Annotated in this window: 16 protein-coding genes; 10 read left to right on the top strand and 6 right to left on the bottom strand. The window is 31.8% G+C overall.

Annotated features, from left to right (window positions below):
• Positions 1–3: 3 nt before the first annotated feature.
• Entirely contained in the window at positions 4–447 is a 444-nt protein-coding gene (locus FBF02_RS01640; RefSeq protein WP_002858712.1) for a YqaA family protein, read from the top strand.
• Here the strand turns inward: FBF02_RS01640 and FBF02_RS01635 are convergent.
• Entirely contained in the window at positions 403–1410 is a 1008-nt protein-coding gene (locus FBF02_RS01635; RefSeq protein ID WP_002858745.1) for a nucleoside hydrolase, read from the bottom strand. The genes FBF02_RS01640 and FBF02_RS01635 overlap by 45 nt on opposite strands.
• Positions 1407–2768, bottom strand: coding sequence for an MFS transporter (locus FBF02_RS01630; RefSeq protein ID WP_002858732.1), 1362 nt, complete (start codon positions 2766–2768; stop codon positions 1407–1409). The genes FBF02_RS01635 and FBF02_RS01630 overlap by 4 nt, the downstream gene beginning before the upstream one ends.
• Positions 2769–2931: 163 nt before the next feature.
• Between FBF02_RS01630 and polA the strand changes: the two genes are divergently transcribed.
• From polA to motB, 3 genes are read left to right on the top strand one after another with little or no spacing between them, the layout of a single operon-like run.
• Positions 2932–5571, top strand: a complete 2640-nt coding sequence (polA, locus tag FBF02_RS01625; protein ID WP_002858644.1) for a DNA polymerase I — start codon at positions 2932–2934, stop codon at positions 5569–5571.
• 15 nt (positions 5572–5586) lie between these two features.
• Positions 5587–6363: a flagellar motor stator protein MotA gene (motA, locus tag FBF02_RS01620; protein ID WP_002858693.1), complete on the top strand. Its 777-nt coding sequence runs from the start codon at positions 5587–5589 to the stop codon at positions 6361–6363.
• A 2-nt stretch (positions 6364–6365) separates the two neighbouring features.
• Positions 6366–7109 carry a flagellar motor protein MotB gene (motB, locus tag FBF02_RS01615; RefSeq protein ID WP_002851120.1) on the top strand — a complete coding sequence of 248 codons (744 nt, stop codon included), beginning with the start codon at positions 6366–6368 and terminating at the stop codon, positions 7107–7109.
• A 5-nt stretch (positions 7110–7114) separates the two neighbouring features.
• On the opposite strand, the gene flhB is transcribed toward motB, so the two are convergent.
• Complete coding sequence (flhB, locus tag FBF02_RS01610; RefSeq protein ID WP_002858726.1) at positions 7115–8203, bottom strand: flagellar biosynthesis protein FlhB; 1089 nt, start codon at positions 8201–8203, stop codon at positions 7115–7117.
• 118 nt (positions 8204–8321) lie between these two features.
• Positions 8322–8918 carry a peroxiredoxin gene (locus tag FBF02_RS01605; RefSeq protein WP_002854219.1) on the bottom strand — a complete coding sequence of 199 codons (597 nt, stop codon included), beginning with the start codon at positions 8916–8918 and terminating at the stop codon, positions 8322–8324.
• Between the two features lie 206 nt (positions 8919–9124).
• Here FBF02_RS01605 and FBF02_RS01600 point away from each other — a divergent pair, with 206 nt between their 5' ends.
• From FBF02_RS01600 to FBF02_RS01575, 6 genes are all read left to right on the top strand, one after another.
• On the top strand, positions 9125–9409 hold the full coding sequence (locus tag FBF02_RS01600) for a 4Fe-4S dicluster domain-containing protein (protein WP_002858671.1): 285 nt from the start codon (positions 9125–9127) through the stop codon (positions 9407–9409).
• A gap of 112 nt (positions 9410–9521) precedes the next feature.
• Entirely contained in the window at positions 9522–9935 is a 414-nt protein-coding gene (ndk, locus tag FBF02_RS01595; RefSeq protein ID WP_002858685.1) for a nucleoside-diphosphate kinase, read from the top strand.
• Positions 9936–10289 (top strand): hypothetical protein, encoded by a 354-nt coding sequence (locus tag FBF02_RS01590; RefSeq protein WP_002858727.1) that lies wholly within the window; start codon positions 9936–9938, stop codon positions 10287–10289.
• A gap of 23 nt (positions 10290–10312) precedes the next feature.
• A complete protein-coding gene (rpmF, locus tag FBF02_RS01585) occupies positions 10313–10459 on the top strand; it encodes a 50S ribosomal protein L32 (protein WP_002858674.1) in 147 nt (48 codons plus the stop codon).
• Positions 10460–10464: 5 nt separating this feature from the next.
• On the top strand, positions 10465–11451 hold the full coding sequence (gene plsX / locus FBF02_RS01580) for a phosphate acyltransferase PlsX (protein ID WP_002858645.1): 987 nt from the start codon (positions 10465–10467) through the stop codon (positions 11449–11451).
• Complete coding sequence (locus FBF02_RS01575) at positions 11444–12418, top strand: beta-ketoacyl-ACP synthase III (protein ID WP_002858639.1); 975 nt, start codon at positions 11444–11446, stop codon at positions 12416–12418. The genes plsX and FBF02_RS01575 overlap by 8 nt, the downstream gene beginning before the upstream one ends.
• On the opposite strand, the gene FBF02_RS01570 is transcribed toward FBF02_RS01575, so the two are convergent.
• Together FBF02_RS01570 and serC are read right to left on the bottom strand one after the other, a co-directional pair.
• Entirely contained in the window at positions 12415–12765 is a 351-nt protein-coding gene (locus FBF02_RS01570) for a RidA family protein (protein WP_002854323.1), read from the bottom strand. The two genes, FBF02_RS01575 and FBF02_RS01570, sit on opposite strands and share 4 nt — an antisense overlap.
• A complete protein-coding gene (gene serC / locus FBF02_RS01565) occupies positions 12762–13838 on the bottom strand; it encodes a phosphoserine transaminase (RefSeq protein ID WP_002858670.1) in 1077 nt (358 codons plus the stop codon). The genes FBF02_RS01570 and serC overlap by 4 nt, the downstream gene beginning before the upstream one ends.
• Positions 13839–13840 lie beyond the last annotated feature (2 nt).

The following is a 13840-nucleotide window of genomic DNA, read 5'->3' as shown; positions in this document are numbered from 1 at the left end:
TTTATGTTTGATTTTTTATATAATGATATTAGCTATTTGGGGCTTTTCATGGTGTGTTTTCTTTCAAGCACACTATTACCCTTAGCAAGTGAAGCCTTTGTTTTAGGCTTTATAAAACTTGATTTTAATCCGAATTTGGTACTTATCGTAGCCACTTTGGGTAATACCTTAGGAAGTTTAAGTACTTATGCTTTAGCGTATTTTGGAAAAGAAAAAATTTTAGAAAAATACTTTAGCAAATCCTTGAAAAAATTAGAAAATTTCAATGCTAATTTTGCTAAATTTGGAAGTATATTTGCTTTTTTTACTTTTTTACCTTTAGTGGGAGATCTTTTTGCCTTGGGACTTGGTTTTGCGAAATATTCTTTTTTAAAAACTATATTTTTTATCTTACTTGGAAAATTAAGTCGTTATACTTTCATAATTTTCATAGCAAACTCCTTTTAAAAGCCTCTCTTTTATAAGTTTTAAAAGCCTTGCATTATCTACATTTTTTAAAATTTTAACACAATTTTTAGTGCTTAAATCCACCCCCATACTCATTTTTGGTTCTCTAAAACAACGCCAACTCATACCTCTTGCCAAAGAACTATCGCAAATAACATCAGCATAACACTCATCAAAATCTGCAATACTAGAATCTAATGCGCAAGCTATCGTTAAAGCATCATGTATCCAAGTTCCCTTTGTACCACGTGTTTTAGAGGCATAATCAATCCAAACACCTAAAGTTTCAACGATAAAATCACATAAAATATTCTTACCTTGCAACTCTTTTAAATCCTCGTGTGTTAATAAAGTCTGCATGGTTGCATTATAAGGTATGAGTGTAATTTTAGCTCTTGAATTTAGCACTATACTAGCCGCCTCAGGATCAAAACCAAAATTTGTATCTTTAGTGTAATAAGGCATATCAAAACTGCCGCCCATAATAAAAAGCTCTTTAAGATTTATATCAAAATCTTTAAAAATTTTCATAGTCATAGCGATATTTGTCAAAGGTCCTATCGCACAAATAGAAATTTCTTTAGGATTTTTACTCACCAACTCACCCATTTTAAAAATCGCATCAGGATTTATATTTTCTAAAATTTCAGGACTTTTTATATTTTCCCAAAGATATTCAAGTTTAAAATTTTTAACACTTTCATCAAGTCTTTGACGCCAAGCTTTACTTGGTTCTTTTAGGGCTTCATTCGCTCCCAAATAAACGGGGATATTTAAATTTAAACGTTGAAATAAATCCTTAGCCACACTATAGGCAACAAGGCTTGGAACATTACCGCAAACTGTGCTTAGCATTTCAAGTTTGATTTCTTTAGATGACAAAATCAAAGCAAGTGCTAAACCATCATCAGTATTTGCTCCTGCAATAGCATTGCCTATGTCCGTGTCTAAGATAAGTCTCATATCGCATCTTCTATTTTATTTAAATCTCTACCTCTAGTTTCTGGCGCAAAAAATGTAGTCACAAAACCTATACCTGCAGTTAATACAAAATATGTCGCGATAGGCCACCAAGAGCCATAATATGCAAGCAAAGCAGAAGCCACCATAGGCGCTGTTCCTCCTGAAAGAATAGAACCTAGCTCCTTAGCAAAAGCCATTTTTGTATAACGGTTTTTTACCCCAAAAAGCTCCACACCCCAAGCCGCTTGCACACCAAAAATCCCTAAAGATGCTAAAGACATACCTACAATAATAGTTAAAATCACAATAATTTCATTTTTACTATCTAAAAGCATAAAAGCAGGAAAAGCATAAATCATTAAAAGCAAACAAAACATTCTATAAGTAATACATCTTCCAAATTTATCACTTAAATAACCCGCCAAAGGAATAACTAAAAACCCTACCAATGAAGCTATCATTACCGCTGTAGTAGCTACTGATTTGTCTAAAAGTAAAATTTTAGTCACATAACCTACAATAAAACCTTGCGCAAGATAAGAAGGTCCATTTTCGCCTATTCTTAAGCCCACCATAGTCCAAAAAGCACGACTTCTTTGCCAAAAACTTCTTTCATCTTTTTTCATATGCTTTTCGTTATTAAGACGCAATTTCATCATTTCATTTTTTTGCTTTTCAAAAACAGGGGTTTCTTTGACATGAAAACGAATATATACAGCAAAAAGAGCGATTAAAATACTTCCCATAAAAGGAACTCTCCAGCCCCATTCTTTAAAACTTGCTTCATCCATTTGTACCATCAAAAGCCATACAAAAGACGCAAGCAAAGTTCCACTATTTGATCCTAAAGCAATCACAGAAGAAACAAGCCCTCTTCTCTTGCTAGGAGCATATTCTGCTAGCATAACTGTTCCACCTGAAAGTTCAGCTCCTGCGCCAAAACCCTGCATAAAACGTAATGCAACCAAACAAATAGGCGCCCAAACACCAATCACTGCATAACTTGGGATAAAACCTATCAGAGTAGTTGAAATTCCCATTAAAGCTATTGTAGCCATCATAACATTTTTTCTTCCGTGTTTATCACCTAAATGACCAAAAAACAAAGCCCCAATAGGTCTTGCAATAAAACCTATGCCATAAGTTACAAAACTAAGCAAAAGTGCAATTACTGGAGTTTGCTCAGGAAAAAATACTTCTGAAAAAATTGTTGCAGCTGCTAAACCATAAAGTGCAAAATCTGCATATTCCATAGCAGTTCCCAACCAGCAAGAAAAAACTGCCTTTTTAAAAACTTTTCTACCTTCAGGTGTGTTAAAATTCTTATCTGCAATTCCATCAATTTGCTGATTTGTCATTACATTTTCCTTACATTATTCATATAAAATTTTTACTCTACTCGATATTATGACTAAAAATTGAAGTATTTTCGCTTAAATATCTTTAAATTTCGAGACATTTTAAGCAAAATTTTGAAATAATATAACCAAAAAATATATTTTATCAAAAGAAGAAATTATTATGAAAACTTTAACTATTGTTGATACTTTTGGATTTTTTTTCAGACTTTACTACGCATTAAAAGGTTTTAAAAATTCACAAGGACAAGCTAGTGGAATGATTAGCGGTTTTGCAAATTTTATTTATAGCTTAAAAAATGAATATAAAAGTGATTATATTGTTTTTGCATTAGATTCCAAAGGAAAAACTTTTCGTAGCGAAATTGATCCAAACTATAAACAAAATCGCACTCCACCGCCACCTGAACTTCTAGAACAAATTCCAATTTGCATAAAGATGATAGAAAAAATGGGTTTCATAAGCGTTTCTCAAGAAGGTTATGAAGCTGATGATATCATTGCTTCTTTTGTAAAAACTTGTGAAAATAGAGATATTTTTGTACGTATTATCACTCAAGATAAAGATCTTTATCAACTCATAAAAGATGGTAAAACAAGCATTTACAGTCCTATTTCTAAAAACGACTATGATGAAGCAGCGTGTTTAGAAAAATACGGAGTAAAACCTAATCAAATCAGAGATTTTTTAGCTCTTTGTGGGGATAGTTCTGATAATATTCCAGGCGTTAAAGGTATAGGTGCAAAAGGAGCTAAAACCTTGCTTGATGAGTTTGGTAGCATAGAGGGAATTTATGAAAATTTAACCCTAGTACGTAACGAAAGAAGTCGTAACTTGCTTTTAGAGGGTAAGGAAAATGCATTTTTAAGCAAAAAATTAGCTTCTTTGTATGACAATTTAGAAGTACAAAATCTCATAGAAAAAGCCACTTATCCTGATGAAGAACCTCTTTTAAAAATACTTGAAATTTTAGAACATTACGAACTTAATACTTTGCTTAAAAAACTGCGTCAAAATCCTGATAATAAAGATAAAAATTTAGGTTTTAAAGCCACTTTAGTACAAGATGAAAACAAACTTTTTGAAATTTTAAATACCCTTGATAAAGAAAGTATTATTGCTTTTGATACCGAAACCACAGGACTTGATACTAAAGAAGCAAAAATTGTTGGTTTTAGTTTTTGCATGAATGAAAATGAAGCCTTTTACGTGCCTTTAACTCATAATTATCTTGGAGTAGGTGAGCAAATCTCATTGCAAAGTGCCAAAAAAGCTATAGAAGTAATCTTTAATCATTTTGTTATAGGGCACAATCTCAAATATGATTTTAAAATCATTCAAAACAATTTTGACTTAAATTTACCTCAAAAATACGCAGATACAATGATTTTGGCATGGCTTAAAAATCCTTCTTTAAGAGTAAATATGGATGATTTAGCCTTAAGACTTTTTAATTACGAAACCTTGCATTTTGAAAGCCTTGTTAAAAAAGGAGAAAATTTTGCAAGTGTAGAACTTGAAAAAGCTTGTAAATACGCTGCAGAAGATGCTTATATCACTTTAAGATTTTATCTTTATTTTTTAAAAAATCTTGAAACTCCTTTATTAGAACTTGCTAAAAACTGCGAATTTGATTTCATTAAAATCATTATGATGATGGAAGAAAATGGCATAAAGCTTGATACAAATGCACTTGAAATCCTTATGAAAAAATTTGAAAATGAAATCAAAAATTTAAGTGAAGAAATTTATACTCTTTGCGAGGATAGATTTAATCTAAATTCACCTAAACAAATGGGTGATATACTTTTTGAAAAACTCAAACTCCCAAGCGGAAAAAAAGGAAAAACAGGATATTCTACCGATGAAAAAGTTTTAAATATACTTTTAGATAAACATCCTGTAATTGCTAAAATTTTAGATTATAGAGAACTTGCCAAACTTTATTCCACTTATTGCGAACCTTTGTTAAAACTAGCGTTAAAAGATAAAAATTCACGCATTTATTCAAGTTTTTTACAAACTGGAACCGCTACAGGACGTCTTTCATCTAAGGATCCAAATTTGCAAAACATCCCTGCACACGGACAATATGCAAAAGATTATAAATCTTGCTTTGTAGCTAAAGATGGATTTAGTTTTATCTCTCTTGATTATTCTCAAATCGAACTTAGAATACTTGCACATTTTAGCGAAGATGAAAAACTTTTAAATGCTTTTGCCAATGATGAAGATATACACGCAAGAACAGCAATAATGATTTTTGGTGAAAGCAATTATGAAACCAGAAGTGTTGCAAAAAGTATAAATTTTGGACTTATTTATGGTATGGGTTATAAAACCTTAAGTCAAAATTTAAAAATAGAAGCTAATTTAGCCAAATCTTACATAGAAAAATATTTTGAAAATTTTACTAGCATTAAGAAATATTTTGAAAAAGTTAAAAACGAAGCTAAACAAAATGGTTTTATTGTTACTTTAAGCGGTCGCAAGCGTTATTTTGATTTTGAAAACGCAAAACCTATGCAAATTGCCATGTATGAAAGAGAAAGCATTAATTCAATCTTGCAAGGCTCAGCAGCAGATGTAATCAAGCTTGCAATGCTAGAAATCAATAAAGAATTAAATGAAGATAAAAAGCTTATTTTACAAATTCATGATGAATTAATTTTTGAAGTAAAAGACGATTTGTGTGAAAATTTTGTAAAAAAAACTAGAGATATTATGGAAAATATAGTAAAATTAAAAGTAAAATTAAAAACAAGTTCAAGTATCGCCAAAAATTGGGGCGATTTAAAATAATCAAGGAGATAATTAATGGATCTTTCAACCATATTAGGAATGGTGCTTGCAGTTACTAGTATTTCGGTAGGAGATATACTAGAGGGAGGCAATCCTTTGCATGTTGTGCATCTTTCTTCCTTTCTCATAGTTATGCCAACAGCTGCATTTTGCGCAATGACTTCTACGCATAAAAAAATTGTAAAAGCGGCCTACAAAGAACTCAAAGTTGTTTTTAAAGGTTCTGGAGTAAATTTACCCGAAAGGATAGCCCAGTTAATAGAATTTGCTATTATTGCAAGACGAGATGGTCTTTTAGCGTTAGAATCAAGAACCAGTGAGATTGAAAATGAATTTTTAAAAAATGCTATGATGATGCTTGTAGATGGTAAAAGCTTTGAAGAAATTCACGAAAGCATGGAAATACAAACCGAACAACTTGAAGAGCATTATAAAGAATGCGCAGAATATTGGATAGTATTTGGAGAAACTTGCCCTACCATGGGGCTTGTTGGAGCGGTTTTTGGTCTTATTCTAGCTCTTAAATTGCTAGACAATCCTCAAGCAATGGCAGCGGGTATTTCAGGTGCTTTCACAGCTACAGTTACGGGAATTTTTGGCGCTTATGCACTTTTTGCTCCTTGGGGGAAAAAATTAAAAGCTAATGGAATGGATCTTGTAAAAGAGCAAATTGTTATTACTGAAGCTATAAAAGGAATTGCAGAAGGTGCTAATCCTAGAGATTTAGAAGCTAAACTTTTTAACTTCTTAAGTCACGATGATCCAAGAATTTCACAATTTGACAAAGGTTAAAAATGGCTAAAAAACATAAATGCCCAGAATGTCCAGCAGGTGAAAAATGGGCTGTGCCTTATGCAGACTTTCTAAGTTTGCTTTTGGCACTTTTTATTGCTCTTTGGGCAATTTCTAAAACAAACCCTGCTAAAGTAGAGGCTTTAAAAACTGAATTTGTTAAAATCTTTGATTACACCTCTACTCAAACAGTCAAAGAAGAGAGTAAAACCCAAGAAAAATATAAAGGCGCAGCAAAAGAAGAAAGCGATGAACTCAAATCGTTAAAACAAATGACTATGACACAGCAAGAAACTATCAAACGTCTTCAAGCAGCTCTAGATCAAAGCGATAATCAGGTTGCTCTTAACCTTCCATCTAAAGTTGAATTTGAAAGAGGTAGTGCTCAAATCGTTTCAGCTGATATACAAGATTATTTAAAACGTATGGCTGAGCTAACAACATATTTGCCACCTCAAGCAAAAATAGAAATTAGAGGCTATACAGACAATAGCGACTCTATTATAAGAAGTTATGAACTCGCCTACCAAAGAGCGGAAAATGTATTAAAATATTTTATAGAAGGTGGAGCAAATTTGAAAAATATTAGCATTAAAAGCTACGGGCTTAATAATCCTATCAATGGAAATCCACAAACTCTAGAAAATAATAGAGTAGAAATATATTTTAAAGTCGATACAGCAGATACAAGTACTCAAAAATCGGTTCTTGAGCTTATTAACAAAATAGGAACTAAAGCACCTTAAAAGTTTTAGTTTCCTTTTTTTACTTGACCAGCTAAACGACTCTTATTATTTGTATTATAAACAAATCCTAGCACCTCAGCTACAGCTTTAAACATTTCCCTAGGAATAAGATCATTAACATCACAAGCTTTATAAAGCTCTCTTGCTAAAGGAGGATTTTCATAAACTACAACATTATTTTCATAGGCTACTTGTTTTATGCGAAGAGCGAGAAAATCCACTCCTTTGGCAACAACCCTAGGGGCTTGTTCTTTACCTGTATCATAACGAATAGCTACGGCATAATGCGTTGGGTTTGTGATCACCACATCCGCACCTGCAACATCTTGAACCATACGACGACGCGCAGCTTCCATTTGAAGTCTACGAATTCTACCTTTAACCTGAGGATCTCCTTCCATTTGTTTATACTCATCTTTTATTTCTTGTTTGCTCATACGCAAACCTTTAAAATACTGAAAACGCACCAAAAAAACATCTAAAACAGCAATAATTAAAAAAGCAACTATAACAATAGCTGCTAAAACAATAGCTCTGTCTCTTAGCCAAGTAAGCTGTGCAACCATAGTATAAAGCTCAACTCTTGGAAGCTCTTGCATAAATTTAAGTAAAACTATAAAAGCTATAGTAAAAACAATACCCACTTTTAAAATAATTTTTATACTTTCAACAATTTTTTTCAATGAAAAAAGGTTTTTTAAACCTTTTAGAGGATTGATTTTTCCTAAATTTGGCATAATAGGTTTAGTTGTAAAAATAAAACCAAATTGCATAATATTTCCCAAAACCCCAGCAATCATAATACTTAAAACAATAGGTGCAAGAATAATTAAAACCTCAAAAATGCTTTTAATCATAATGGCTTGAATAATACGCAAATCAAATTCAACACCAATAAAACTTTGATAGTATCTATATAAATTTACAATTCTCTCGCCCATAAAACTCATCATAAATAAAGTTATAGTTACTCCAATTATCAAAGTTACAATAGCTGCCGCATCTTGAGACTTTGGAACATTACCTTCTTTACGCGCATCTTCTATCTTTTTGGACGTGGGTTCTTCTGTTTTTTCTTGATCTTCGCCTGCCATATTTTAGCCTAAATAAAAATTTTAATATGTGTGTAAAATTATAGTAGAAAATTTATGAATTTCAATTAAAGAATAAAAATGAAGAAAAAGCCTCGTAAAGAGGCTTTATACTAAGAAATTAAAGTTTAGCTTCGTTTTTGCCAAGATATTCAGCCACGCCTTTAGGGTTAGCTTTCATACCTTCATCGCCCTTATTCCATCCTGCAGGACAAACTTCACCATGCTCATTTGTAAAAAGCATAGTATCAACCATTCTTAACATTTCATCTATATTTCTACCTAGTGGTAAATCATTAACCACAGCATGGCGAACTGTTCCATCAGCATCAAGCAAGAACGAACCACGAAGGGCAACTGCTTCTGCATAAAGTACATCAAAATTTCTAGCAATCTGCTTAGTTAAATCAGCAACAAGTGGGAATTTAACCTGACCAATACCACCTTGATTTACTGGAGTATTTTTCCAAGCAAAATGTGAAAATTCATTATCTCCTGAAATTCCAATTACTTCAATACCGCGGTTTTTAAATTCTTGATATCTTTTGTCAAAAGCTATAATTTCTGAAGGACAAACAAAAGTAAAATCTTTTGGATAAAAGAATACTACCGCTCCTTTTGGACCTATGTTTTTATAAAGATTAAAATCTTGAACAATTTCATTGTTTCCTAATACCGCTGGAGCAGTAAAATCTAAAGCTTTTTTAGTAACTATCATATTTTCTCCTAAATAATAAATTTTATTGATAACGAAATTATATCGTTTAAATCTTTATTTTTTTTTAAATATCTAAGATAATATTAAAAATTTAAAAAAGTTATAATTATTATCAAATAAGGTAAATTTTTGATTATCAAAATTTACTTTATTTAAGAATTTTATGCTAAAATCTTTTAAATCTTAATATTAAATAAGGAGAAAAAATGGCTGTAAAAATTACAGATATATGTATTGCTTGTGGTTCTTGTATTGATGAGTGTCCAGTGAATGCTATCGTTGATGATACTAACAATCCAGAAGGTGAAGATAGATATTATGTCTATGCAAACAAATGCGTTGAATGCGTAGGACATAATGATCAACCAGCTTGTGCTAGTGCTTGCCCAACAGATGGATGTATAGTTTGGAGTGCTGTAGAATCAGGACAACCAAGTCGTGATAATATTGGTGCTGATATGAGAAGTGGGGACACTCCAGTTTTTGCATAATTTTAAAAAATTAAAAAGCTAGAGATTCCTAGCTTTTTAATTTAATTTAACTTTCTTTAAACAAATTCAAGTATAATTTTAAGCTTTATTAAAATAAGGAGTTATTACAAAGATGGAAAAAACTTTATCTATAATTAAACCTGATGCTGTTAAAAAAGGTGTTATAGGAAAAATTTTAGATCGTTTTGAAAGCAATGGATTAAGAATCGCTGCAATGAAAAAAGTTCAACTTAGTAAAGAACAAGCTGAAAATTTTTATGCTGTTCATAAAGAAAGACCTTTTTTTAAAGACTTGGTTGAATTTATGATTAGCGGTCCTGTTGTTGTTTCTATACTAGAAGGAGAAGGTGCTGTATTGAAAAATAGAGATTTAATGGGAGCAACAAATCCTAAAGAAGCTAAAGCAGGAACAATTAGGGCTGATTTTGCTGAGAGTATTGACGCTAATGCTGTTCATGGAAGCGATAGCTTAGAAAATGCAAAAATAGAAATTGAATTTTTCTTTAAACCAAATGAAATTTGCTAAATGAAAATCCCTTTTTCTAAGATTAATACAAAGGAATATCCTTTTAAACTTAATCTTGAAAATATTATTTTTGAGGGAAATTTAGTAAAAATAAATCCTAAGCTTGTTAAAATAAATGCTATTATGCAAGGTTTTATCTATAGACCTTGTGATAGTTGTGGAACTGAGTTAGAACTTGAAATTAAAGAAAATTTAGAACTTTTTGCAAGTGATGGTATTTTTAAAGATGAAGCAAACGAATTGAGCAATACTATAGAATTTTTCGATGGACATATTGATTTAATAGAAGTTGCTATCAGCGAGCTTGAAGCTTATTTGAGTGATTATTTTTATTGCATAAATTGCAATAATTAATTAAATTTTATAAAGGAGAAAAAATGGCAGTACCAAAGAGAAGAGTGAGCAAAACTCGTGCAGCTAAACGCAGAACTCACTATAAAGTTAGTCTTCCTATGCCTATAAAAGACAAAGATGGAAGCTACAAAATGCCTCACCGTGCGAATCCAACAACTAAGGAATATTAAAATCAATGATTAACATTGCCATTGATGCAATGGGTGGTGATTTTGGAGAAAAACCCATTATAGAAGGCGTTTTAAAGGCACTAGAAACAAAACCTTTTAACGCTATCTTAGTGGGAAATTCTAAAATTCTAAAACCTTTAATACCAAAAAAATTAGAACAATATATACAATACGAAGAAGCTAGTGAAATTTTTTCGATGAATGGAAATGCCACAGATGCTTTAAAAAATAAAGAAACAACCATATACAAAGCTATTAATTTATTAAAAGAAAAAAAAGTAGATGCTGTAGTTTCAGCGGGTCATAGTGGAGCAAGTATGTCTTTGGCTACCTTAAAGCTTGGAAGACTTAAAGGTATTTCAAGACCTGCTATTGCCACTTTAATGCCAAATATCGTTAACAAAACTTTACTTTTGGATGTTGGAGCTAATACAGATTGTAAAGCTGAAAATTTATTTCAATTTGCCATAATGGGTGAAGTTTATGCTAGAGAAATCATGCAAATTCAAAAACCACGCCTTGCTTTACTTTCTAATGGTGAAGAAGAATGCAAAGGTAATGAACTTACCAAAGAAAGTCATCAGCTTATGAAAAAAATTCCAAATTTTATAGGTAATGCTGAAGGTAGAGATATTTTCAATGGTGAAATAGATGTTTTAGTCTGCGATGGTTTTGATGGAAATGTTATCTTAAAGGCTTGTGAAGGTGTGGCAACAGCTATTTTTCAACTTCTAAAAAACGAAGTAAAGCAATCTTTTATTTCTAAAATAGGTGCTTTACTTATGAAGCCATCTTTTAAAAAATTAAAAAAACACACAGATTGGCAAGAATATGGCGGAGCACCCCTTCTTGGAGTTAATGGCTGCGTGATCATAAGTCATGGAAAAAGCGATTCTAGAGCTATTAAAAATGCAATTTTTCAAGCTATAAATTTTAGCCAATCTCATATCAATAAATTTATAGAAAATGAACTTGGGAAATACAATGCTTAAAGCCAGTCTTAAAAGTATAGCTTCTTATATTCCAGAAAAAATTTTAAGCAATGCTGATCTTGAAAAAATGGTAGATACCACCGATGAATGGATCACTAGACGCACAGGTATTAAAGAAAGGCGCATTGCTAGTGAAAATGAAAATACTAGCGATTTGGGCACAAAAGCTGCATTAAAAGCCATAGAAAGAGCAAATTTAAAACCTGAAGATATTGATGCGATTCTTGTAGCTACTTTAAGTCCTGATTATTTTACTATGCCTTCAACGGCTTGTAAAATTGCTTCAAATTTAGGACTTGTAAATATTAGCGCTTTTGATATTTCAGCAGCTTGTTCTGGTTTTATCTATTTGCTTGAACAAGCTAAAGCCTTAGTAGAAAGTGGTTTGAAAAAAAATGTTTTAATCATAGGAGCTGAAAAAACAAGTTCAATTATGGATTACAATGACAGAAGTATTTGCATACTCTTTGGAGACGGTGCAGGTGCTGGAGTTGTAAGTTTGGATAATGAAAATCATATCCTTGATGTACATACTGCAAGCAATGGTAATTATGGAGATCTTTTAATGACTCAAAGATCGCAAAAATCAAGCCTATGTCAAACACTTTCTATGCAAATGAAAGGCAATGAAGTTTTTAAAATAGCAGTAAACACGCTTAGTAATGATGTTGTAGAAATTTTAGCTAAAAATAACATTTTAGCACAAGAAATTGATCTTTTTATTCCTCATCAAGCTAATCTACGCATCATTAAAGCCGTCCAAGAAAAACTCAATCTAAGCGATGAAAAATGTGTGATCACTGTACAAAAATATGGCAATACTTCAGCTGCTTCTATACCTATGGCAATGAATGATGCCTATGAAGAAGGTCGACTTAAAAAAGGAAATCTGATCTTACTAGATGCTTTTGGCGGTGGTTTTACTTGGGGATCTGCGCTTTTAAAATTTGGAGGAGAGAATTTTTAATTCTCTCTTAGCTTTCCAAAAGCTTGAATTTCTACCAAATAACCCTCTGCTAAAGCACTTCCTACACAAGCTCTAACAGGTTTAGGATAATTTTTAATCCAAGCATCATAAATTTCATTCATTGCATCAAAATCTTGCATATTAGCTAACCAGATTTGAATTTGAATCAAATCTCCTTTGTTTGCGCCTATTTTTTCAAACAAAGCATCAAGTTCTGCAAGCGCTTCTTTAGTTTGTTTTTTAATATCTCCGCTAGGTTCAAAAGCCACTTGTCCTGCAGTCTTAAAATATTTATCAAAAACAATAATTTGCGACATTCTATCGCACTCATCAAAACGCTTTATCATGCATATTTTCCTTGAAATTCTTTCATAAATTCACACAAGGTTTTTACCTGATCCAAATTAAGCGCATTATAAATACTTGCACGAATTCCTCCTAAAATTCTATGTCCTTTAAGTCCTATCATTCCAGCTTCTTCGGCTTCCTTTACAAAAAGAGGCTCTAAATCTTTATTTTTAGCAATATTAAAACTCACATTCATTAAAGATCTATCCTTTTTATCTGCATGTCCTTTATAAAATCCATTACTTAAATCAATACATTCATAAAGCATAGTAGCTTTTTGAGAATTTTTCTCATGCACTTTATCAAGCCCACCTTGATTTAAAAGCCAATCCATTTCAAGATTAAACATATAAATGGCAAAGGTTGGAGGCGTGTTAAACAAGGACTGATTCTCAGCATGAGTCAAATAATTTAACATACTAGGAATTTGTTTATTTTTAGATCTTTCTAACATATCTTTACGGATAAAAATACAACTTAAACCCGAAATTCCAGCATTTTTTTGCACTCCGCCATAAAAAAGAGCAATATTTGAAAAATCTACTTTTCTAGAAAAAAAATCACTCGATGCATCCACAATCAAAGGAGTTTTAGTTTTAGGATAATTTTGATATTGAGTGCCGTAAATAGTATTGTTAGAACAAATATAAGCATAATCAGCATTATCGCTAAATTCCACTCTAGGAATATGATCGAAATTACTTTCCTCACTACTTGCTACGGTTTTAACATTGACACCTAAAATTTGTGCTTCTTTAATCGCTTTTTTTGTCCAAACTCCTGTATTTGCATATTCACAAACCCCATTTAAAGCTAAATTCATAGGAATCATAGCAAATTGCAAACTTGCTCCACCTTGTAAAAATAATACTTCATAATCATCATTTAACTCGTAAAGTTTTTTAGCTTTCTCTTGTGCTCCAAAATGCACTTCTTCAAATACTTTTGTGCGGTGAGAAATTTCCATTATAGAATAACCCCTACCCTGATAATCACAGAGTTCTTTTTGAGCTTGCTCTAAAATTTCTAAAGGTAAAGTCGATGGCCCTGCACTGAAATTGATTTTTCTCATAA

Origin of the sequence: Campylobacter sp. CFSAN093226, from assembly GCF_012897595.1 — a bacterium.
Classification (GTDB): Bacteria; Campylobacterota; Campylobacteria; order Campylobacterales; family Campylobacteraceae; genus Campylobacter_D; species Campylobacter_D jejuni.
Note: the sequence above shows the minus strand (reverse complement) of the source record. Positions and strands in the feature narration are given on the sequence as shown.